The 22,270-nt window shown below is 62.5% G+C and carries 16 protein-coding genes; 7 read left to right on the top strand and 9 right to left on the bottom strand.

All coding sequences use genetic code 11. The features are described 5' to 3' along the window. Positions 1 to 23: 23 nt before the first annotated feature. Positions 24 to 1,778 carry an alkaline phosphatase gene (locus ATY76_RS25125; RefSeq protein WP_088677393.1) on the bottom strand — a complete coding sequence of 585 codons (1,755 nt, stop codon included), beginning with the start codon at positions 1,776 to 1,778 and terminating at the stop codon, positions 24 to 26. An 84-nt stretch (positions 1,779 to 1,862) separates the two neighbouring features. Between ATY76_RS25125 and ATY76_RS25120 the strand changes: the two genes are divergently transcribed. The 3 genes from ATY76_RS25120 to ATY76_RS25110 all read left to right on the top strand — a co-directional run bounded on the left by ATY76_RS25120 (position 1,863) and on the right by ATY76_RS25110 (position 4,209). Continuing rightward, a complete protein-coding gene (locus tag ATY76_RS25120; RefSeq protein ID WP_088677392.1) occupies positions 1,863 to 2,075 on the top strand; it encodes a hypothetical protein in 213 nt (70 codons plus the stop codon). Between the two features lie 110 nt (positions 2,076 to 2,185). Beyond that, on the top strand, positions 2,186 to 3,220 hold the full coding sequence (locus ATY76_RS25115) for an aspartate-semialdehyde dehydrogenase (protein WP_088677391.1): 1,035 nt from the start codon (positions 2,186 to 2,188) through the stop codon (positions 3,218 to 3,220). Positions 3,221 to 3,384: 164 nt separating this feature from the next. Next, entirely contained in the window at positions 3,385 to 4,209 is an 825-nt protein-coding gene (locus ATY76_RS25110; protein WP_088677390.1) for a lytic murein transglycosylase, read from the top strand. Between the two features lie 64 nt (positions 4,210 to 4,273). Here the strand turns inward: ATY76_RS25110 and ATY76_RS25105 are convergent, their stop codons facing one another. The 3 genes from ATY76_RS25105 to pdxY form a co-directional block, all read right to left on the bottom strand. After that, complete coding sequence (locus tag ATY76_RS25105; protein WP_088677389.1) at positions 4,274 to 5,887, bottom strand: GGDEF domain-containing protein; 1,614 nt, start codon at positions 5,885 to 5,887, stop codon at positions 4,274 to 4,276. A gap of 96 nt (positions 5,888 to 5,983) precedes the next feature. Further along, complete coding sequence (locus ATY76_RS25100; RefSeq protein WP_088677388.1) at positions 5,984 to 6,625, bottom strand: carbonic anhydrase; 642 nt, start codon at positions 6,623 to 6,625, stop codon at positions 5,984 to 5,986. A gap of 72 nt (positions 6,626 to 6,697) precedes the next feature. Continuing rightward, a complete protein-coding gene (gene pdxY / locus ATY76_RS25095) occupies positions 6,698 to 7,573 on the bottom strand; it encodes a pyridoxal kinase PdxY (protein ID WP_088677387.1) in 876 nt (291 codons plus the stop codon). A 275-nt stretch (positions 7,574 to 7,848) separates the two neighbouring features. Between pdxY and ATY76_RS25085 the strand changes: the two genes are divergently transcribed. Both ATY76_RS25085 and ATY76_RS25080 read left to right on the top strand, forming a co-directional pair. Beyond that, positions 7,849 to 12,624, top strand: coding sequence for an NAD-glutamate dehydrogenase (locus tag ATY76_RS25085; RefSeq protein ID WP_088677386.1), 4,776 nt, complete (start codon positions 7,849 to 7,851; stop codon positions 12,622 to 12,624). Positions 12,625 to 12,647: 23 nt separating this feature from the next. Next, entirely contained in the window at positions 12,648 to 14,036 is a 1,389-nt protein-coding gene (locus ATY76_RS25080; RefSeq protein WP_088677385.1) for an MFS transporter, read from the top strand. 38 nt (positions 14,037 to 14,074) lie between these two features. On the opposite strand, the gene purH is transcribed toward ATY76_RS25080, so the two are convergent. The 4 genes from purH to htpX all read right to left on the bottom strand — a co-directional run bounded on the left by purH (position 14,075) and on the right by htpX (position 19,972). Next, complete coding sequence (gene purH / locus ATY76_RS25075; protein WP_088677384.1) at positions 14,075 to 15,691, bottom strand: bifunctional phosphoribosylaminoimidazolecarboxamide formyltransferase/IMP cyclohydrolase; 1,617 nt, start codon at positions 15,689 to 15,691, stop codon at positions 14,075 to 14,077. Positions 15,692 to 15,817: 126 nt separating this feature from the next. Continuing rightward, positions 15,818 to 17,491, bottom strand: a complete 1,674-nt coding sequence (locus tag ATY76_RS25070) for a heparinase II/III family protein (protein ID WP_088677383.1) — start codon at positions 17,489 to 17,491, stop codon at positions 15,818 to 15,820. Between the two features lie 148 nt (positions 17,492 to 17,639). Next, a complete protein-coding gene (locus tag ATY76_RS25065) occupies positions 17,640 to 19,028 on the bottom strand; it encodes an RsmB/NOP family class I SAM-dependent RNA methyltransferase (RefSeq protein ID WP_088677382.1) in 1,389 nt (462 codons plus the stop codon). Then, complete coding sequence (gene htpX / locus ATY76_RS25060) at positions 19,019 to 19,972, bottom strand: zinc metalloprotease HtpX (RefSeq protein WP_088677381.1); 954 nt, start codon at positions 19,970 to 19,972, stop codon at positions 19,019 to 19,021. Before htpX ends, ATY76_RS25065 begins: the two co-directional genes overlap by 10 nt. Positions 19,973 to 20,083: 111 nt before the next feature. On the opposite strand from htpX, the gene ATY76_RS25055 reads away from it, so the two are divergent. Together ATY76_RS25055 and ATY76_RS25050 are read left to right on the top strand one after the other, a co-directional pair. Next, positions 20,084 to 20,308 (top strand): DUF1674 domain-containing protein, encoded by a 225-nt coding sequence (locus tag ATY76_RS25055; protein ID WP_088677380.1) that lies wholly within the window; start codon positions 20,084 to 20,086, stop codon positions 20,306 to 20,308. A gap of 48 nt (positions 20,309 to 20,356) precedes the next feature. Further along, entirely contained in the window at positions 20,357 to 20,803 is a 447-nt protein-coding gene (locus ATY76_RS25050) for a thermonuclease family protein (protein ID WP_088677379.1), read from the top strand. A 28-nt stretch (positions 20,804 to 20,831) separates the two neighbouring features. Here the strand turns inward: ATY76_RS25050 and acs are convergent. Next, positions 20,832 to 22,270 (bottom strand): acetate--CoA ligase (gene acs / locus ATY76_RS25045; protein ID WP_088677378.1); only part of this gene is annotated, 1,439 nt, incomplete at its 5' end.

Here is a 22,270-nt window from a genome sequence, read left to right as displayed (position 1 = left end):
CGGCCTTGCAGGATCAATCCAGATCAGTTCGTCTGCTTCGCGCCGAGAGCGAAGGTGTCGGCGAGCACGTGATAGACGTCGCTCTGCTCCATGTAGCCGCGGAAGCCTTCGGCGCCCGGACCGGCCGACTGCAGGACGACGTCGTCGACAGCGTGAACGCCAGAGTCGCCGGACTTCGGAATATTGCCCTGGACGAAGACGGCGCCGGGAACATCCTTGTACTGCTCGTTGGCGACATATTCCTTCTTTTCGTTCTGGATAGCCGGAACGAACGGGCCTTCGAGCTTCGGACGGAAGGTCTCGTAGTGATCGGGGCCGTTATTGGCGTTCAGGAACAGGCGGCGGCTGACGTCGATCTTGTCGGGATAGCCGTCGCCGTTTTCGTCTTTGTAGTTCGGGAAGCCGGCTTCGGCATAGATCCCGACCTTTTCGCGCATTTCCGTGCCGGGCTTGTCATCATCGACCGTGCCGATGATGGAAACGCCGTGCGTATGGTCGCCGGTGACGACGATCAGCGTATCGGGATGGGCCTTCTGGAATTCGCGAGCAACACCGATGGCCTTGTCGAATTCGATAGTATCGACGACCGCGCGGTCCCAATCGAGCGGATGGGACATCTTGTCGATCGAGGAGGCTTCGACCATCAGGAAGAAACCTTCGGGATTCTTGGAGAGGCGATCGAGCGCGACCTTGGTCATGTCGACGAGACCCGGCTGGTTCGGGAATTTCTCGACCGTGCCCTTCTTCAGGAATTCGCGGTCGAGCATGACGTCCATGTTGCCGGTGTGGAACAGCCCGAGCAGATTGCCTTCAGCCGATGCGTTGGCTGCAAGTTCGTTCTTGTCGGTCGCGAACTTGTAGCCGGCTTCCTGGAACTGCTTGATGTAGTCCTGATTGTCCTTGCGCTTGGAACCGGCGACCTCCTGGCCGAGGAAATAGGCCGAGCCGCCGCCAAGCAGCACCTCGGGCTTGGCTTCGAGTAGCATGCCGACGATGTCGGCCTTGTCGTTGCGGTTGCGGGTGTGGGAGACGACCGCGGCCGGGGTGGCGTCCTCGACTTCCGACGTTGCAACGATGCCGATCGACTTCTTGGTCGTGCGGCGAAGGGCTTCCGCGATGGTTTCGACACGCGGGTCATCGAGCGAGGACGGCGTGCGGTCCGCGTAAACGCCGAGCGCGTTGACGGCCGTCTTGTGGCCCGTCATGTAGGCCGACATGGTATTGGCCGAATCCGTGGCGACGGCATTCGTCGAAGACGTGCCGATGAAAGCCATATGATCGAGATCGTCCATGTTCAGGCGGCCATTCGCCTTCCCTTCGGTCATGCCCTTGGACATGATGCGGGCAGCCGTGCGGTGCGCAACGGAAAGCCCGTCGCCGAGCAGGAAGATGATGTTCTTGGCCTTCGGCTGGCTGGCGGTTTCGTAGACGTTCCAGGTAACGGATTTTGTCTCGTCGCCGGCAGCGACCTCGACCTTGTAGGCGCCGGCAGCCGAAATCTTCAGGCCGCGCAACAGGAGGGCGGAGCCGAGAGCCTTGTCTTCCTTGCCCTTTTCAAGCTCGACGAACTGCGCCTCGCTTCCGAGAACGGTCTTGTAATCCTGGCCGTTGACCGTGATCTTCACGTCTTCCGGCTTGACCTGCTTGTTGAGCTCGACCTTGAAATCGAACGGTGAACCGACAAGGATCGTCGCGCGGTCAAGCGGATAGACCGTCGTCGCCTGAGCGGCGCCGGCGAGGATGGTGGTGGCCGCAAAAGCGGCGAGAAGCATACGCATGGAAAACCCCCGTTTTCGTTGCAGGCATAACAACCGCGCCGGAATATCTTCCATGGATGACAGCGGCATGACAAACGGCCGCGGATTGCGGACCGCTCGTCCGGCCTAAGCTATGCGCGCAAAAACCTTGACTCCTGTGGAAAACCTTCTAAGAGCAACAGCGGAAAAGGAATCTCCATGGTTCGCGACGAACACGCCATTGCTGAGTGCAATGACCGGGCACGGGTTGCCGGGGTGGAAATTGCCGTTCCGGTTTCTTCCAAAACCAAGGCCAAAACGACGACGAAAACCGTCTGACGTCTCTGGCCTGCCGCTCTCTCCCCGGCTCGGCTGGGGACAGGAAGACGCGAGTATTCGCGCCTTTCCCCTCACCGGATAGAGGAGAGAAGAGAAAGAGAGCTTGAGAAATGGGTTTCAAAGTAGCAGTTGCGGGAGCGACCGGAAATGTCGGCCGGGAGATGCTCAACATCCTTTCGGAACGAGGCTTCCCCGCCGATGAGGTCGTAGCGCTCGCCTCCGCGCGTTCGCAGGGCGCCGAGGTTTCCTATGGAGACCGGACGCTGAAGGTCTCCAATCTGGAGAATTACGATTTCTCCGATACCGATATCTGCCTGATGTCGGCCGGCGGCGAAGTCTCCAAGAAGTTTTCGCCGAAGATCGGCCAGCAGGGCTGCGTCGTCATCGACAATTCCTCGGCCTGGCGCTACGACGCCGACGTGCCGCTGATCGTGCCGGAAGTAAACCCGGACGCCGTCACGCAGTTCACCAAGCGCAACATCATTGCCAATCCGAATTGCTCGACCGCCCAGTTGGTGGTGGCGCTGAAGCCGCTGCATGACTTCGCCAAGATCAAGCGCGTCGTCGTCTCGACCTACCAGTCGGTCTCCGGCGCCGGCAAGGACGGCATGGACGAACTCTTCAACCAGACGCGCGCCGTTTTCGTCGCCGATCCGATCGAGAACAAGAAGTTCACCAAGCGCATCGCCTTCAACGTCATCCCGCACATCGATAGCTTCATGGAAGATGGCTATACCAAGGAAGAGTGGAAGGTGCTGGCCGAGACGAAGAAGATGCTCGACCCGAAGATCAAGGTGACCTGCACGGCCGTGCGCGTGCCCGTCTTCATCGGCCATTCGGAATCGGTCAACATCGAGTTCGAAAACGAGATCACTGCCGATCAGGCCCGCGACATCCTGCGCGACTCACCCGGCTGCCTCGTCATCGACAAGCGCGAGAACGGCGGCTACATCACGCCTTATGAATCCGCCGGCGAAGATGCGACCTACATCTCGCGCATCCGCGAAGATGCGACTGTTGAAAACGGTCTCAATATGTGGGTGGTCTCCGACAACCTGCGCAAGGGCGCGGCGCTGAACGCCATTCAGATCGCCGAGCTGCTCGTCAATCGCGGCCTCGTCAAGCCGCGCAAGCAAGCCGCTTGACACCATTTGTAAACCATAACGTGCTAAAGCCCCGCTCGGTGAGCGGGGCTTTCCGGCAGAAACGGCCATGGAAGCGCTCGCCAAAAGGTGATCGTGACAAAATCGCTGATGGCTGGCATTCTCCTGCCGGCCAAAAGCTATGCAGATCGAGAGCGGGGTTCTCAATGCGCATGACAAAGTTCTTTCTGGCGGCCGCCGTGGCAGTAGGCGTCCTCCACGCGGCACCTGCGTTCGCGCAGGGCGCACAATGTGGCAATACCGGCGCCGGCTTCGATGCCTGGGTCAGCGATTTCAAGCAGACGGCGGCAGCCAATGGCGTCAGCCAGTCGGTCCTCAACCGCGCCTTCGCCAATGTCAATTACAACAAGCCGACGATCGCCGCCGACCGTGGGCAGAAAAGCTTCAAGCTGTCCTTCGACGCCTTCATGAAGAAGCGCGGAGGCGCCGCCATCATCTCCCGCGGCCGCAGCATGAAGAGCGCCAACCAGGCGCTGTTCGCCTCGATCGAGCGCCGTTTCGGCGTTCCGGCCGGCCCCCTGATCGCAATCTGGGGCATGGAAACCGGCTTCGGCAGCTATATGGGCAATCAGCATACGCTGTCGGCTGTTTCGACGCTCGCTTACGACTGCCGCCGGTCGGAATATTTCACCGATCAGCTCTATGCTGCGCTCCAGCTCGTCTCCGAGGGTTATCTGAGCCCGCAGGCCCGAGGCGCTGCCCATGGTGAAATCGGCCAGACGCAGTTCCTGCCGCGCAACGTCGTCCGTTTCGGCGCCGACGGCGACGGCGACGGCCGCGTCGACATGGTCGGCTCCCGCGCCGATGCGCTCGCTTCGACGGCGAATTTCCTGAAGGGCCACGGCTGGCGTCCCGGCGCCGGCTATCAGCCGGGCGAGCCCAATTTCGCCGCCATCCAGGGCTGGAATGCAGCCAGTGTCTACCAACAGGCGATTGCCTATATCGGCGAGCAGATCGACGCCGGCAGATAAGCCGCTCCGACCAAGCCTTCACCGGCAACGATAATCTGAAACGCCGCTGCGAATGCGGCGTTTTTCATATGCGGGAATCGAAGCCGCCGGCGGATGCCGCCTTGCGCCGCTCTTCCGGCGCCGGCATGATCGGCCCCGAAACGACGCAGTTGCGGCCGGAAGCCTTGGCAGCGTAAAGCGCCAGATCGGCACGCTTGACCAGATCCTCGAAGTTCCGGTTGAAAGCTTCGTTTGCCCGGCCGACGCAGCCGAAACTCGCCGTGACCTTCAGACGATCGCCGCTCGCCAGCGGGATTTCCGCCGCCTCGATCGCCAGCCGCACGCGCTCGGCAACCCTTGCCGCATCATCGGGTGTCGAATCCGGCAGCAGCGCCAGGAATTCCTCGCCGCCATGGCGCACCAGGAGATCGAAGGAACGAAAATTCTCGCGCGCCACGCTCGCGACATGCCGCAAGACGGCATCGCCGGCGTCATGGCCGTGAACGTCGTTGATCTTCTTGAAATGATCGAGATCGAAGAGCACGACGGAGATCCAGCGCGACCCATGTTCGGCCTGGGTGAGAAGCGCCGATGCGGCGACCTCGAAGCCGCGCCTGTTGTAAAGCCCGGTCAGAAGGTCGGTCTGGGCGGCGTTGCGCAACTCGCCCACCAGTGTCTCGCGATCGCGCGTTAGACGGTCGATCAGCCGCAGGCCCCTTGCCGCCAATAGCATCACCAGCGTGGCGAGAATGAGCAGGCCGGCGCAGAGCGACAGGATCAGCGTCAGGTGAATGTGGGCCCGCGTCGAAAGGCCTTCGCCGGTCTCGTGGATATCGTTGGCCGCCTCGACGATCTTCTGCTGCAGGAAGGCCATGCGCTCGTTCTGCGCAGCGGTCCAGATGTCGCGCACCTCGCGCGTCGGCCGCGATCCGGCGAGAATGGAATCGGTGATCGCGTTCGCCTTCACCTGGCTGCTACGGCCGAGATAGGCAACGATGTCGCGCACGGTCGAGTTCGAGGAATGGAAGACCATGTGGTCCATTCCGTCGCCGAGCATGACCTTGCCCTGCAAGAACAGTTCAATCGGAAATCTGGCGGAAGAACTCTGATCCAGATAACGGGTGCCGACGACAGTGATCAGCCTTTCGCCGTAATAGGTCAGCAGGATGCCCATCAGCTGGTTGGATTTCTCCAGTAGCACCGGATCGCTGATCAGCGGCGAGAGCGCATCGACGACGGCAAGCTGCTTCTGGGCCACATACCAATAGATATAGCCGGGATCGCTATTGGTATAACGGCCTTGGTCGACGGCGCTTCGCGCCGCCACGATGCGGCTGTAGGCAAGGTTGAGAGCCGACAGTTCGTCCACGAGTCCCTCGTCGAGCACATCGCGGGAGGGCAGGCTGGCGTAGAAGGCGCGGCGTTCTTGGTCGAGCATCGCTCGGCTCCGCTGCATCTCGGCAGCTGCGGGCTCGCTGGGCTGCGCGATGTAGCGGCGGGTGGCGCCGATTTCGGTCAGGATTTCCGTGGCCGCAATAGACCCGCCGCGGGCAAGCACATCGGCGAACTGCCGATCCTTCTCGAGATCCCAATATTCCTTCACCGAGGATCGCAGGAGGATGACGCCTTCAATGACCATGAAGACGAAAGGCAGCATGATGGCAGCCAGGATAACCTTCTTGATGGTTTCGAACTTCATCGCCAATCGCCACGGTGATCAAAATGTCGGTCGTGCGCAACCAATCGCCGGCGAGCTTATCAATAATTCTTAAAAAACTGATAAAGCGGCGCGCCCCTAGATTTCGGGACGAATGAAGTCGCGGGTTTCGGCGTCCATCACCCAGAGTTCCCCGGTCGAAATATCGAACCAGGCGCCGTGAAGATGCATTTCTCCTGCCTCCTCAAGCGCCTTGATTTCGGGGAAGGTCCGGAGATTATTGATCGAATTGCGGATGGAGACGCGCTCGAGCGCGGTCTGGCGCTCCGCCGCCGTCATCACGTCGTTGCTCTGGATCTGCTCGGCGGCAGGTTTGACCAGCGACATCCAGCGGCCGATGAAATCGCCGGGCGACAGCGGCTCGGCGTTCGGATCCAAGGCAGCGCGGATGCCGCCGCAGCGTCCATGGCCCATCACCACGATGTCCGAGACCTTCAGCGCCTGAACGGCGAATTCGAGCGCGGCCGACGTCGAGTGGAAATGGCCATCCGGCTCGTAAGGCGGCACCATGTTGGCGACGTTGCGGATGACGAAGAGTTCGCCCGGACCGGCATCGAAGATCAGCTCCGGCGCCGCACGCGAGTCCGAACAGGCAATGACCAGGGTACTCGGACTTTGGCCGTTTTCGGCAAGCAGCCGATACCTGTCGCGGGCATCGGCATAGCGCCCGTTCATAAAGTTGCGATAGCCGTCCAGAAGGGGTGTAGGAAAACGCTGCATGTCTTCTGGATTAGCGCGCACCGAAGACAAGATCAACTGCTGCACTGCAAAATGAGTGCATTGGCAAATGCGTCATTTTTTCCGCCGCTGCGCCGGATGCACGAGCCGGCGCATCTGCACCATCGCCATCGGCGTCGAAAGGCTGGACGCATCGCTTGCCAGCATCAACTCGTTGCTGCCGCGCTTGACGGCGCGCGCAAGCACTTCGAAGACGCTGGCGGTGGCAAGCTGCAGCGCCTTTTCGTCTTCCAGGCCGGACAGCAGGCGCGACAGGAAGACGGCGGCAAGCAGATCGCCGAGGCCGTTCGGCGGGTTTTCGACGACGCGATGCTCGGCCAGAAGCGCGTGGCGGCCGGAGAGATAGAGGTTGCCGGTGCCGCCGGACATCATCGGCACGGCCGAGGTGACGAGCATGCGCGACGGTCCGAGCGCCAGCGCCGCCTCCATGATCGCGCTGTTGTCTTCGAGGGCCGCCCCCGAAAGCCAGGCGAGTTCGTAGCGGTTCGGCGTGGCGAGCGAGGCAAGTGGGATCAGATGATCGCGAATGGCCTCCGCAGTCGCCTCCGGCACATAAAGGCCGCCGAGATCGCCCATGACGGGATCGCAGACATAGACGAGATCGGGATTGTCTTGCCTCAGCGCACCGATCAGCCGGGCGACGGAGCGCGCCTGGGCGGCATTGCCGAAATAGCCTGACAGCACCGCCTTAACCTCACCGATCCACGGCGCGCGGATCAGATCGTCGATCGCCGCGTCGAAATCCGCTTCCGCAAATGTCAGCCGCGTCGCGCGGCCGTGGCCCGGGTGCCAGGGCAGCACGATCGTCGGCAATGCCCAGACCGGATGACCGAGCGTCTCCAGCGCGAAGACGGCGGCGCGGTTTCCAACCGAGCCGCGCACCACATGGCTGGAAATGACGATGACCGCACCCGCTGCATTTTCCGACATGATATCAAGGTCCGACTGATGATGGCGTTTGATGATCTTTTTGACGCCGCGCTGTCAACCATTCTTCACGTGAGCATGGAAATGTGCGGCGGAGCGAAAAACCGGAGAAGGGCCTTCCCGTTCGTTTTGGCCACGAAAGCGGAAAAATCTCTAACAAATTCCCATTTTGAGCGTCAAAAAAGCATCAAAGCGACCCTTCAGGCCTCTATTTTAGAGATTTTTTCGGGAAATCTTCTGCTAGCTTGCAGAAATAAGTCCATTGCGGGAGGCGATTCATGGCTGCAAGAAACAATCCGAAACGGGAAAAGCAGATCGAAAATGCACGCAAGATCGCCAAGGCGACGGGCGAGGCGCATCTCGATCCGGATATTCTCTTCGGCCGGGCCAGCAATGACGATCTCGAACATTATACGCCCGAAATGCTGGCACTCACCGCCGCGCATTCGGCCAGGGAACTCGCCACCTGGAACGGCAAGACCCCGCGCGTCAGCATCGACACCATTGCCGATGTGACGCCTGCCGGTACTGCCGTCTCGGTGCTCTCCGTGACCGACCGGAACATGCCTTTCCTCTATGAATCGGTCATGGGCGAAGTGACGAGCACCCACCGCGATCTCTTCATGGCCGTGCATCCCATCCTGGTGATGGAAAAGGGCAAGGCGCCCACGCTCTATTCCGCCGATCACCCGAGCGATCCCGCCGCCCGCGTCAGCCATATCCAGCTTCATATCGCGCCGCTCAATTCCGCCCAGGCCACCGATCTCATCAAGCGCATCCAGACCGTGCTCGAGCAGGTCCGCCTCTCTGTTTCCGACTGGAAGCCGATGCTTGCCAAGCTCGACGGCGTGATCGCCGAGCTTGCGGCCAACGGCGCCGGCCGCAGGAAGGCCGAACACGCCGAAGCGGTCGCCTTTCTGACCTGGCTGCGCGACGAGAATTTCACCTTCCTCGGCATGCGCGAATATGTCTATTCCGGCAAGGGCGCCGACGCCAAGGTCGAGCGCGACAAGGGGGCGGGCCTCGGCATCCTCTCCAATCCCGACGTTCTCGTGCTGCGCACCGGCAAGGATGCCGTGACGACCACGCCCGAAATCCTCGCCTTCCTCGACGGCCCCGACTACCTGATCGTCACCAAGGCGAATGTGAAATCGATCGTCCATCGCCGCGCCTATATGGATTATGTCGGCGTCAAGCGCTTCGACGCGAAGGGCAATGTCACGGGGGAACTGCGCATCGTCGGCCTTTTCACCTCGACGGCCTATACCTCGCTCGCCTCCGAAATCCCGCTGCTGCGCTCCAAGATCGAGAAGGTGAAGGAGCATTTCGGCTTCGACCCGATGAGCCATTCCGGTCGCATGCTCGACAACACGCTGGAATCCTATCCGCGCGACGATCTTTTCCAGATCGATACGACGCTGCTCGCGAGCTTTGCCGAACAGATCAACGATCTCGCCGACCGGCCGCGTGTGCGCGCTCTGCCGCGCATCGACCATTTCGACCGTTTCGTCTCCGTGATCGTCTACGTGCCGCGCGAGGAATATGACTCGATCGTGCGCGAGCGGATCGGCACCTATCTCAAGACCGTCTATGACGGCCGTGTCTCCGCCTATTATCCGGCTTTTCCGGAAGGCGGCGTGGCACGCGTCCATTTCATCATCGGCCGCTCCGGCGGCAAGACGCCGCGCATTCCGCAGGCGAAGCTGGAGCAGACGATCCGCGAAATTACCGCCCGCTGGGACGACCGTTTCGAGGCGCTCGCCGGGCCTAAGGCGCCCAAACTATCCGTCGACCAGGCCTTCCAGGATTCCTTCACCCCTGAAGAAACCGTAGCCGACCTCGCCGATATCGGCGCCTGTGCCGCCGGCGAACCGCTCCGCATCCAGTTCTATCATCGTCAGGAAGATCATGGCCGCATCCTGTCGCTGAAGATCTTCCACGCCGCCGGCCAGCTGGCGCTGTCGCGCCGCGTGCCACTTCTGGAAAATCTCGGTTTCAACGTCGTCAGCGAACGCACCTTCGACATCCGCGTGCCGGTCGCCGATGGGGAAACGAGGCTCGTCGTGCTGCACGACATGGAACTCGAAACCCGCACCGGCCGCGAAATCGATCTGCAGCGTTATGGCGCCGCGCTGGAGGAAGCCTTCGTCGCCGCCTTTGCCGGCACGATCGACAATGACAGCTTCAATCGGCTGATCCTGTCGGCCGGGCTGTCGGCCCGCGAGGCCAACGTGCTGCGCGCCTATGCGCGCTATCTGCGCCAGGCCGGCATCGCCTACTCGCAGGATTATATCGCGACGACGCTCGATAAATATCCGACGATTGCCGCCGCCATCTTCCGTCTCTTCCACGACACGCTCGACACCAAACTTTCGGAAAAGGCCCGTGTGAAGAGACTTGCCGAGCTGCATCAGGCGATCGAGGCCGAACTTGCCGACGTGCCGAGCCTGGATGACGACCGGATCCTGCGCCGTTACGTCAATATCGTCGATGCGACGCTGCGCACCAATTATTTCCAGCGGAACCCGGACGGTTCGCCGAAGGCGATGCTGGCCTTCAAGCTCGATCCGCATCTGATCGACGGACTGCCGGAGCCGAGACCCTTCCGCGAAATGTTCGTCTACGGGGTCGAGGTCGAAGGCGTGCACCTGCGCTTCGGCAAGGTGGCGCGCGGCGGCCTGCGCTGGTCTGATCGTGCCGAGGATTACCGCACCGAGGTGCTCGGCCTCGTCAAGGCGCAGCAGGTGAAGAATGCCGTCATCGTGCCGGTCGGCGCCAAGGGCGGCTTCTACCCGAAGAAGCTCCCCATTGGCGGCAGCCGCGACGAGATCTTTAATGCCGGCCGCGAGGCCTACAAGACCTACATCCGCACGCTGCTGTCGATCACCGACAATATCTCCGGCGCCGAGATCGTGCCGCCGAAGGATACGGTCAGGCTCGACGGCGACGATCCCTATTTCGTCGTCGCCGCCGACAAGGGCACGGCAACCTTCTCGGACACCGCCAATGCGCTGGCCCAGGAAGCCGGCTTCTGGCTGGACGATGCCTTCGCCTCCGGCGGCTCGGCCGGCTACGACCACAAGAAGATGGGCATCACCGCCCGCGGCGCCTGGGAAACCGTCAAACGCCATTTCCGCGAAATGGACATCGACATCCAGACGACGCCCTTCACCGTCGCCGGCGTCGGCGACATGTCGGGCGACGTCTTCGGCAACGGCATGCTGCTCTCTCCGAAGATCCGGCTGATTGCCGCCTTCGACCATCGCGACATCGTCATCGATCCCGATCCCGACATGGAAAAGACCCTGGCCGAACGCCAGCGGCTCTTCAACCTGCCGCGCTCGAGCTGGCAGGATTTCGACAAGACCGTCCTTTCGAAGGGTGCGATGATCATTTCCCGCGCCGCGAAATCGGTAACACTGACGCCGGAAGCGGTTGCCGCGATCGGCATCGACAAGGCCGTGGCGACACCCTTCGAGATCATGACCGCGATCCTGAGGAGCCCGGTCGACCTGCTCTGGTTCGGCGGCATCGGCACCTATGTGAAGGCTCCTTCCGAAACTGACACCGAAGTCGGCGACCGCGCCAACGATCCGATCCGCATCACGGCGACGGAGGTTCGCGCCAAGGTCATCGGCGAGGGCGCCAATCTCGGCGTCACCCAGAAGGGCCGCATCGCTTACGGCCTCAGCGGCGGGCGCTGCAACTCCGACGCCATCGACAACTCGGCCGGCGTCAACACCTCCGACGTCGAGGTCAACATCAAGATCGCGCTGGCGGCCGCCATGCATGACGGGCGCCTGACACGGGCAAAACGCGATCAGCTCCTATCGTCGATGACCGACGAAGTGGCGACCCTCGTGCTGCGCAACAACTATCTGCAGTCGCTGGCGATCTCGCTAACGGAGCGCAAAGGCACGGCAAATGGTCTAGAGCTCGCCCGCTTCATGAGCGTGCTCGAGAGCGCCAAGCAGCTGAATCGCAAGGTCGAGACGCTGCCCGATGACGCCACGCTTGCCGAACGTTATGCCGCCGGCAGGCCGCTGACGCGGCCTGAAATCGGGGTGCTGGTTTCCTATGCCAAGATCGTGCTCTTCGATGCGCTCGCCGCAAGCGATCTGCCCGACGATCCCTATTTCACCGCGACGCTTTCGAATTACTTCCCCGTGAAGATGCAGAAGTCGAATGCCGGCGATATTGCCAGCCATCGACTGCGGCGCGAAATCATCGCGACCGTGCTTGCCAACGAGGCGATTAACCGCGGCGGCCCGAGCTTCACCGTCGCCATGATGGACGCGACGGCGGCGTCTGCGCCGGAAGTGGTGCGCGCCGCCATCGTCGCCCGCGACGGTTTCGACCTGGCCCGGCTGTGGGCGGAAACCGACGCGCTCGACGGCAAGGTTTCCGGCGACATGCAGAACCGCATCTACGAGGAAATCAGCCACAGTTTCATCGTGCTGACGCGCCTGCTTCTCAAGACCGGCATGGGCAAGGCCGATATGGCGGAAGTCATTAGCCGGCTGCAGGCAGCCCTGAAGAAGCTCAAGCCCGCCTTCGCCGAACAGTCGGCCGCCGATGCCGCCGCGCGCCAGGCGGACTATGTCCAGGCCGGGGTGCCGGAAAAACTCGCCGCCGAAATCGCCAATCTCCAGAGTTTCGCGCTGGTGCCCGAGATCATGCAGATTGCCGAGCGTACCGGCGAACCCTTGGTGCGCGCCGCCGAGAATTATTTTGCGGTATCGCAGACCTTCCGTATCGCGCGGCTGCTGGCAGCGGGCGGACGCATCCTCACCTCCGACCACTACGAGAACCTGGCGCTTGCCCGCAGCATCGACCAGATCGCCAGCGCCAGACGCGATATCGTCATCTCGGCCCTTTCCGATCACGGCAAGGAGAAGCTGCCCGTTCAGGCCTGGCATGCGCAGGATCGCATCCGCATCAACCGCATTGTCGAGGAGCTTTCGAGCCTCAGCGACGGCGGCGATCCCAATCTTGCGCGCATTACCGTTGCCGCCGGCATCCTGACCGACCTTGCGCGCGACCGGGTGAGGTGAGACAGTCCGCCAAAAAGGAGCGGATGTTGAATCGCATCGACTGGACAGGAACGCAGCCGCCAAAGGCCACGGAGAAGGGCATCTGGGGGTGGATGTTCTTCGACTGGGCGGCCCAGCCCTTCTTCACTGTCGTCACCACCTTCATCTTCGGGCCTTACTTCGTCGCGCGCCTGACCGATGATCCGGTGTCCGCCCAGGCGATGTGGAGCAACGTGGCGACGATCTCTTCGGTGATCATCGCCCTGCTCTCGCCCGTTCTCGGCTCGATCGCCGATCAGTCCGGCGCGCGCAAGCCCTGGATCGGCTTCTTTGCGGTCATCAAGATCGCAAGCCTTTTTGGCCTATGGTTCGCCGCCCCCGGCTCGCCGATCCTCTATCCCGTGATCTTCACGATCCTCGCCTCGATCTCGGCCGAGTTTTCGATCGTCTTCAACGATTCGATGATGCCGCGCCTGGTCGACAGAACCGAGGTCGGCAAGCTTTCCAACACCGCCTGGGGGCTCGGTTACCTCGGCGGCATGATCGTCCTCATCGCCGTCGTGACGCTGCTTGCGGCAAGTCCCGAGAGCGGCAAGACCATCCTCGGCCTCGACCCGCTTTTCGGCCTCGATCCGAAGGCCGGCGAGGATGCGCGCATCACCGGGCCGATTTCGGCCGTCTGGTATCTGATCTTTATCCTGCCGATGTTCCTGTTCACGCCCGACGTCCGCCGAGGCCTTCCCTTCGGCGCTGCCGTCCGCTTCGGCCTGAAGGAATTGAAAAACACGCTCGGTGAGCTCAAGGAACGCCGCGGCATCCTCAAATTCCTCATCGCCCGCATGATCTATCAGGATGGCGTCAACGGCCTGCTGATCCTCGGCGGCGTCTTCGCTGCCGGCATGTTCGGCTGGGCGACGATCGAGATCGGCGTCTACGGCATCATCCTGAACATCGTGGCGATCCTTGGCTGCCTGCTCGCCGGCCGCGTCGACAAGGCTGTCGGCTCGAAGGCGACCGTCGTGATCAGCCTGACCATGCTGCTCCTCGCCACCGTCGGCATCATTTCGACAGGACCGGGCTACACCCTGTTCGGCTTGATGCCGCTGCCGACGACGGATTCCGGCGGTCTCTTCGGCACTGCCGCGGAAAAAGCCTATATCCTCTACGGCCTGCTGATCGGGCTCGCCTTCGGGCCAGTGCAGGCCTCGTCGCGCTCCTATCTCGCCCGCAGCGTCAGCCTCGAGGAAGCCGGCCGCTATTTCGGCATCTACGCGCTTTCCGGCCGCGCCACGAGCTTCATGGCGACGCTGCTCTTCTCGCTGGTGACCTATATGAGCGGATCGCCGCGGCTTGGAATGGCAACGCTGATCCTGTTCCTCGCCGGCGGCCTGGCGCTGCTGGTCCGCACGCCTTATCCGGCCGACCGCACGTAGGGAACACGACGCGCGCCCGGACCTGACGGCAGCCTCATTCAGTGCCGGAAATGGCGCATGCCGGTGAAGACCATGGCGACGCCATGTTCGTTCGCGGCATCGATGACCTCCTGATCGCGCATCGAGCCGCCGGGCTGGATGACGGCCGTCGCCCCTGCGGCGATCATCGACAGCAGCCCGTCGGCAAACGGCAGGAAGGCTTCGGAAGCGACCGCCGAACCCTTTGTCATCGGAACCGCGAGGCCGAGCGCCTTGGCCGCCTCTTCGGCCTTCAGCGCGGCGATGCGGGCGGAATCGACCCGGCTCATCTGTCCGGCGCCGATACCGGCGGTCTGGCCGTCCTTGGCATAGACGACGGCATTCGATTTCACATGCTTGCCGACCTTGAAAGCGAACTTCATGTCCTCGAGCTCCTGCGCCGTCGGCGCGCGCTTAGTGACGACCTTAAGCTCCAGATCCTCAACCATGCCGTTGTCGCGGCTCTGGACGAGCAAGCCGCCGGAAACCGTCTTCGCCGTCAGGCCCGCGGCGCGCGGATCGGGCAGGCCGCCGGCCGACAGCAGCCGCAGGTTCGGCTTGCGGGCGACGATCGCCTTCGCCTCCTCGGTCACATCAGGCGCGATGATGACCTCGGTGAAGAGCTTGACGATTTCCTCAGCCGTTTCCGCATCCAAGGTCTGGTTGAGCGCGATAATGCCGCCGAAGGCCGACACGGAATCGCAGGCGAGCGCCCGCCGATAGGCTTCGACCAGGCTCGCTCCGGTCGCAACGCCGCAGGGATTGGCATGTTTGATGATGGCGCAGGCCGGCGCCTTCTCCGGCAGGAACTCGGCGACCAGCTCATAGGCCGCGTCGGTATCGTTGATGTTGTTGTAGGAGAGCTGCTTGCCTTGGAGAAGGGTGGCCGTCGACACACCGGGGCGCTTCTCGCCGGTCACATAGAAGGCTGCCTTCTGATGCGGGTTTTCACCGTAGCGCATCTCTTCCTTCAGCGCGCCGCCGATGACGCGGTGACGCGGCGTGTCGATCGACAGCGCCTCGGCGAACCAGTTGGAAATCATCGCGTCATAGGCCGCGGTGCGGGCATAGGCCTTGGCGGCCATGCGCTGACGGAAGGCATAGGCGGTCTTGCCGCCATCGGCGGAAAGCTGCTTCAGCAGTCCGGCATAATCGGCCGGATCGGTCAGGATCGTCACATAGGCATGGTTCTTGGCCGATGCGCGGATCATCGCCGGACCGCCGATATCGATGTTCTCGACCGTCGTCGGATAATCGCCGCCGGCCGCGCGTACTTCCTCGAAGGGGTAGAGATTGATGACGGCGAGGTCGATCGCCTCGATGCCGTGCTTTTTCATCGCCTCCTGGTGCTCGCCATCGTCGCGGATCGCCAGCAGGCCGCCATGCACCGACGGATGCAGCGTCTTGACGCGTCCGTCCATGATCTCGGGAAAGCCGGTGATTTCGGAGACATCGGTGACAGCAAGGCCGGCAGCGGCGATCGCCTTGTAAGTGCCGCCGGTCGACAGCAGCCGCACGCCGCGTTCGGACAGGGAGCGGGCAAGCTCGACGACCCCGGTCTTGTCGAAGACGGAGAGGAGGGCGGTCTTGATTTCGACCTTGTCGGGGGCGGGGATCTTCTTGGAAATGACGGCCATGAAACCTTCTCCGTTCGGGCTCGGGAGACATCCGCAGGGGACGCCTGCATGTTGGCGTCGCGTTAGCACAGCTTTGCCCCCGCGCAAACAGGAGTCAGCACAGGATCTGAAAGATCGCCGGGCGCTTTAACCTTTGCGAGACAGGAACCAGCGGATTTCCGTCTTCCCGGCAAGATCGAAATCGATCTCGATCTGGTCCGAGCCGCAAATGCCGGAGCTGTCGGCGAAGAAAATGTCTTCGGTGATCAGCACTTCATTGCCGGGCGCGGAAAACAGCCAGCTTTCGCCGTCCGGCGCCGTCAGCAGCACGGATTCGCCGTCGCTCTGCTCCAGCACAATCGACGGGTGGATGTGAAAGCGGGCGACCGCCTTCAGCGGCTCGTCACTCTCATATCCTTCCCGGACGACGAGCCGGTCGCGGCCGGTGACGATCGAGCCGGCGGCGTTGAGCGTCAGTTCACGCTCGTGCATCACGCCGAAGGTTCTGAGATAACCATCATGGCTGAGCTTGATGCCGTCGCGTCCATCCTCCGTTTCGGCCCGCTCGACGCTGACGGTTCTGACCGGTTCGATGATCGCGTGGCTGAGAAAAGGCGAATGTGAAAAACGGCTGGATGAGGTGTCGCTGAGGATGACGGTCGAATGCGCCGCCGTCGTGCGCGCCATCTGGACATAACGATGCCCGGCAAATTTCGGCGAACCGGAATTGACGATGAAGCGATGCCGGCCGGACGACATCTCGAAAGAGAGGCTGCCGGCATGCGCGGTCCGCAGCGCGCCTCCGGAAGGCGGCACGCCGGTATCGGCGATGATGACAGTCTTTCCCGCGGAAAGCCGCTGGTAGCGCGACTGCGGCAAGGCCTTGAACGGCTGGCCTGCCGTCTCGTCATATCTGAGCACCGACATCAGCTCGTTTGCGAGTGTCGAGGTGGCGCCGTTGAAAAGCGCCAGATCGCCGTCCTGATGGCGGAAGAACCGCAATGCCGGATACATGCGGTCGATGCCGGAGATCAGCTTCTGCGGCAGATCGTGGCCGAGATTGACATAGGTCTGCCGCAGCGGCAGCAGATCGAGCAGCAGTTCCAGGCCGGCGCGCGGGTTGCGTGAGACGTGGCCGCCATCCGGCAGAATCTGGCTATCGAACTCGCGGTCGAGCGCCTGCGCGGCTCTTTTCAGCGTCGATGCGCGGGTCGGCATGGCGACGGAGGCCATGGCAAGCGCGATGCGCAGCCGAAACAGCTCCAGGCCGCCCAGCGTGAACGGCGCCATGCGGTGCAGGAATTTCACCTGGAACGCCAGCGATTTCATGAAACGGCGATAGAAGCCGCGATCGGCATTCTGCAGCACGACAGGCGAGTGCGAGAGCCAGGCAATGACGCGCTGGGCGGTGACGTCGGGCTCCCAGGCGACGCCCTCCATGCGGCCGGCATGGATGGAAAGCCAGCTGTCGACGATTGTACGGGCAGCGGCCGCGCTGCGCTCCGTCTTGTGCGCCCGCATATGCCGCAGCCAGCCGAAGCTATGGAGGCGGATCGCAAAAGGGCGCGAGGGCAGGGTGAAGGTAAAGGGCGATTTTCCACTGGTCTCGAGCATGCGCCCGGCCAAAAGAAAGCGCCCGTTGAGGATTTCGTCGGCGACATGCGGATCGATGCCGCGAAGATCGGTCGGCGCGACGATCAGGCGCTCGGGCGGTTTGATGGAATGGCGAATGAGCTTCAGGCGCAGCAACGCGACGCGGCGCAAGGCGCGCCGCCAAGCCTCCCGAACATACATGCTCGCAAAACGCCGACCGGACTGCATATTCTATTGTCTATTGACCCTCGTGGTTAAGAATAGGTGAAAAGCGGCCGATTTCATCGCCCGCAATGAATTAATTTGTGACAAGGTTCGAATATACTCAAATTCATGCGCGCCGCCGGAGATTATCCAACGGTTCTCGGAGCTGCGATTACGCTGTTCGACGCAGCACGGCCGCATAGAAGCCGTCGAGGCCGGAGGCAAAACCGCCGGTCATTTTCAGCATGGTGGGAAGCGTGCGGAATTCCCCAAGCGGCGTGACCGCCGCTTCGAGGCCCGGCCAGTCACGGGCGTCGATCGCGACGCGCTCGACCGCATCCGTATCGGCGAGAATACGGGCGACGACCTCTTCGCCTTCTGCCGGATCGAGCGAGCAATTCGAGAAAACCAGCATGCCGCCCGGCTTCAGCAAAGTCAGCGCATGACGCAGCAGCCGCTCCTGCAGCGCCGCCAGCCGGGCGATATCCTCAGGCCCTTTGGTCCACAGCACATCGGGATGCCGGCGGGTGGTGCCGGTCGAGGAGCAGGGGGCGTCGAGCAGGATCGCATCGAAGCGCTCGGCCGGCTCGAATTTTGTCAGGTCCGTCGCGATCGTCTCCGCCTTCAGGCCAAGCCGTTCCAGGTTCGACCGCAGCCGTCTTAGCCGGCTTTCCGATTGGTCGAGGGCGGTGACGGCAGCCCCGGCAAGGATGAGCTGCGCCGTCTTGCCGCCGGGCGCGGCACAGAGATCGGCAGCGCGTTTACCCGAGAGATCGCCGAAAAGCTTGGCCGGAATGCTGGCCGCCGCATCCTGCACCCACCATGCGCCCTCGTCAAAACCTTCGAGCAAGGGAATGCCGCCTTCAAAGGCCGCAAGCCTTACGCCGCCCGTCGACAGAACGACGCCGTTCAGGCGCTTCGCCCAATCTTCGGCTGAGGATTTGACGGTCAGATCGATCGCGGCGGGCTCGAGCTGGGATTCGGAAATCGCCAGCGCCGCTTCCCGGCCATAGGCTTTTTCCAGCCTCGCAATGAACCAGGCCGGCATCGGCGCAACCTGGCCGATCTTTTCCAGCACCTCGTTCTTCTCGCGGCCGAGACGGCGCAGGATGGCGTTGACCAGCTTGGCGAAACGGCGATTGCGCGGGTCCTGATTGGCCTGTTCGACGGCAAGATCGACGGCCGAATGATCGGGCACATCGAGATAGAGGATCTGCGCCGCGCCGATGGCAAGAACGTGATGCAGCGCCCGCGCGCCCTCGGGCAGCGGCGAATCCAGGAGGACGGCGATGGCCGCGTCGATGCGCGGCAGATGGCGCAGCGTCGTGTTCAGGATGGCGCGGACCAGCGCCCGATCGCCCTCGCCGAGCGCCTTATAGGCGGGATTGCCATGTTCGTGGTCGAGAGCGCCGTCGAGCGGCAGCTTGCGGTCGACCACGGCAGCCAGGATTTTCGCCGCCGCGGCCCGGGCCTGCAGGCCGGGCTTATCAGGCGCCGATCGGGGCGCGGAGGGCTTCTGTTTGCGGAATGGCTTCTTCGTGCCGTCAGAATTCAAGACCACGGACCTTTTGGCGGTTGCGAACCACCGCGACCCGTATTCGGAACAGAGCGCGATTTGCGCGACGGATTAGCAGCACGGACCGGTCCCGTCGAGACATTCATGCCGCCCTGCGCCATCTCCTGCAGCGCGGCGATGCGGTTTTCTGTATTCGGATGCGTCGAAAACAGATTGTCCATGCGCTCGCCGGAGAGCGGATTGATGATGAACATATGCGCCGTCGCCGGATTGCGTTCCGCGTCTTCGTTCGGGACATGCGCAGCACCCCGCGCGATCTTGCCGAGCGCCGAGGCGAGCCAGAGCGGGTTGCCGCAGATCTCGGCGCCACGGCGGTCGGCCGAATATTCGCGCGTGCGGCTGATCGCCATCTGCACCAGCATGGCGGCGAGCGGCGCCACGATCATCGCGACGAGGACGCCGATGAAGCCGAGCGGATTGTTGTTCTCGCGGTTGCCGCCGAAGAAGAAGGCGAAATTGCCGAGCATCGAGATCGCGCCGGCAAGCGTTGCCGTGATCGTCATGGTCAGCGTGTCGCGGTTCTGGATATGGGCGAGCTCATGCGCCATCACGCCGGCGACTTCCTCTGGAGACAATGCTTGCAGCAGCCCGGTCGAGGCGGCGACGGCGGCATTTTCGGGATTGCGGCCGGTGGCAAAGGCATTCGGCTGCGGGCTGTCGTAGAGATAGAGCTTCGGCATCGGCAGGCCGGCATTGCCGGCGAGATCGCGCACGATCGCAAAGAATTCCGGCGCGTTGCGTTCATCGACCTGCTGGGCGCGGTAGGCCGAAAGCACCATGCGGTCGGAATTCCAGTAGGAGAAGAAATTCATGCCGGCCGCAATGACGAATGCGATCATCATGCCGGCCCGACCGCCGATCAGGAAGCCGACAAACATGAAAAGCGCCGTCATGAAGGCGAGCAACATGGCAGTGCGGACGAGGTTCATCGCGGATCTCCATCTCCGATTTCGGCGTCACGAGCTTTCAATCCCGGTGCCGGCGCATTATGATTTGGTTATTCACCCGCCATTTTCAATGTTTTCCGGCAGGAGAAGCCAATGCAGGAAGCCGACAACGACAATAGCGAAATCCCGGCCGCCGAGGGATCGGAGCCACCGCGCAAGATGCTGTCTCCGGCTGCCAGGCGCGCACTTGCCGAAGCCGAGGAGCGGCGGAAAAACCAGACGCCCCTGGAGCTACCGCCTGAGATCGGCGGCCGAGGCGGCGCCGAGCCCGCCCGCTTCGGCGACTACGAGATCAATGGCCGGGCTATCGATTTCTAAGTAAATATTCCTATTTACTTCGCACCGTGATCGGAATTTATTCCTTTCATGACACGATTCCTGCCGATGCTCGTCTTCGTCGCTCTCGCCGCCTCCGCTGTCACGGCGCGGGACGCGATCGATGGTCCGGTGTCGGCTGAAATCCTTCGCGTGATCGATGGCGATACGCTGCTGGTGCAGGCAATGCCCCGGCCGCAGCAGACGATGGAAGTCTATGTGCGCATCCGCGGCATCGATGCGCCGGAACTGCATTCCAAGTGTCATGAGGTACGGCGGGCAGGTCTGGAGGCACGCCATGCGCTGGAGGAGATGGCCGCCCATTCGCCTAGAATCCGGCTGACGAACATCTCCGGCGACAAATATTTCGGTCGCATTCTGGCGACGGTCACCCTGGCGGACGGACGCGACGTCGCCGGCAATCTTCTCTCCGACGGCTTCGCCCGTGAATATGGCGGAGGCCGCAAACCGCGCTCGCCCTGCGCAGAGGAAAAATGAGCCGCCCCAGAAGGGGCGGCTCCAAATATCAGGCAGTCACTTTGTTCTGCCGGTTGGCAATCAGATCGTCGACGACAGCGGGATCGGCAAGCGTCGAGGTATCGCCGAGAGCGCCGAAATCGTCCTCGGCGATCTTGCGCAAGATGCGGCGCATGATCTTGCCGGAGCGGGTCTTCGGCAGGCCCGGCGCGAACTGGATCTTGTCGGGAGCCGCGATCGGGCCGATTTCGGCGCGCACGTGTTTCACCAGTTCCTGGCGAAGCGTGTCCGTCCCCTCGTGGCCGGCCATCAGCGTCACGTAGCAATAGATGCCCTGGCCCTTGATCGAATGCGGATAGCCGACGACCGCGGCTTCCGAAACCAGATTATGCGAGACGAGCGCGGATTCGACTTCCGCCGTACCCAGCCGGTGGCCGGAAACGTTGAGCACGTCGTCGACGCGTCCGGTGATCCAGTAATAGCCGTCTTCATCGCGGCGGCAGCCGTCGCCGGTGAAGTACTTGCCCTTATAGGTGGAGAAATAGGTCTGGATGAAGCGCTCGTGGTCGCCATAGACCGTGCGCATCTGGCCCGGCCAGCTGTCGGTGATGCAGAGATTGCCGTCCGCAGGTCCTTCCAGCACCTTGCCCTCATTGTCGACCAGCTGCGGCTTGACGCCGAAGAACGGCGTCGTTGCCGAACCCGGCTTCAGATCGGTGGCGCCCGGCAGCGGCGTGATCATATGGCCGCCGGTTTCCGTTTGCCACCAGGTGTCGATCACCGGGCAGCGCTTGTCGCCGACGACATTGTAATACCACTCCCAGGCTTCCGGGTTGATCGGCTCGCCCACAGTGCCGAGCAGGCGCAGTGAAGAGCGAGACGAGCGCGTGACGAAGTCGTCGCCGGCGCCCATCAGCGAGCGGATCGCCGTCGGCGCGGTATAGAAGATATTGACCTTGTGCTTGTCGATGACTTCCCAGAAGCGGCCCTGATCGGGGAAATTCGGCACGCCTTCGAACATCAGCGTCGTGGCGCAGTTCGCCAGCGGCCCATAGACGATATAGGAATGGCCGGTGACCCAGCCGACATCGGCCGTGCACCAGTAGATGTCGCCATGATGGTAGTCGAAGACATATTCATGCGTCATCGAGGCGTAGACGAGATAACCGCCTGTCGTGTGCAGCACGCCCTTCGGCTTGCCGGTCGAGCCTGACGTATAGAGAATGAAGAGCGGATCTTCCGCCCTCATCTTTACCGGCGGGCATTCCGGCTTCACCGTGGCGACTTCCTGGTGATACCAGAGATCGCGGCCCGGCGCCCAGCCGGTCTTGCCGCCGGTACGGCGCACGACCAGCACCTTGTTGACATGCACATGCTGGCGGGCGGCGATGTGGATCGCCGTATCCGTATTGTCCTTCAGCGGCACCGGTTTGCCGCCGCGCAGACCTTCGTCGCAGGTGATGACGAAGGTGGATTCGCAGTCGACGA

It is taken from the genome of Rhizobium sp. R339, assembly GCF_002211395.1.
In the GTDB taxonomy this organism is placed as follows: domain Bacteria; phylum Pseudomonadota; class Alphaproteobacteria; order Rhizobiales; family Rhizobiaceae; genus Rhizobium.
Note: the sequence above shows the minus strand (reverse complement) of the source record. Positions and strands in the feature narration are given on the sequence as shown.

Excerpts from the sequence above, each read along its gene's own strand:
- ATY76_RS25085 (WP_088677386.1), top strand. The coding sequence starts at position 7,849 with ATGGCTGCAAGAAACAATCCGAAACGGGAAAAGCAGATCGAAAATGCA.
- pdxY (WP_088677387.1), bottom strand. The coding sequence starts at position 7,573 with ATGTCGGAAAATGCAGCGGGTGCGGTCATCGTCATTTCCAGCCATGTG.
- ATY76_RS25125 (WP_088677393.1), bottom strand. The coding sequence starts at position 1,778 with ATGCGTATGCTTCTCGCCGCTTTTGCGGCCACCACCATCCTCGCCGGC.
- ATY76_RS25070 (WP_088677383.1), bottom strand. The coding sequence starts at position 17,491 with ATGCAGTCCGGTCGGCGTTTTGCGAGCATGTATGTTCGGGAGGCTTGG.
- ATY76_RS25100 (WP_088677388.1), bottom strand. The coding sequence starts at position 6,625 with ATGCAGCGTTTTCCTACACCCCTTCTGGACGGCTATCGCAACTTTATG.
- ATY76_RS25115 (WP_088677391.1), top strand. The coding sequence starts at position 2,186 with ATGGGTTTCAAAGTAGCAGTTGCGGGAGCGACCGGAAATGTCGGCCGG.
- ATY76_RS25110 (WP_088677390.1), top strand. The coding sequence starts at position 3,385 with ATGCGCATGACAAAGTTCTTTCTGGCGGCCGCCGTGGCAGTAGGCGTC.
- ATY76_RS25105 (WP_088677389.1), bottom strand. The coding sequence starts at position 5,887 with ATGAAGTTCGAAACCATCAAGAAGGTTATCCTGGCTGCCATCATGCTG.
- htpX (WP_088677381.1), bottom strand. The coding sequence starts at position 19,972 with ATGAACCTCGTCCGCACTGCCATGTTGCTCGCCTTCATGACGGCGCTT.
- ATY76_RS25080 (WP_088677385.1), top strand. The coding sequence starts at position 12,648 with ATGTTGAATCGCATCGACTGGACAGGAACGCAGCCGCCAAAGGCCACG.
- ATY76_RS25050 (WP_088677379.1), top strand. The coding sequence starts at position 20,357 with ATGACACGATTCCTGCCGATGCTCGTCTTCGTCGCTCTCGCCGCCTCC.
- ATY76_RS25055 (WP_088677380.1), top strand. The coding sequence starts at position 20,084 with ATGCAGGAAGCCGACAACGACAATAGCGAAATCCCGGCCGCCGAGGGA.
- purH (WP_088677384.1), bottom strand. The coding sequence starts at position 15,691 with ATGGCCGTCATTTCCAAGAAGATCCCCGCCCCCGACAAGGTCGAAATC.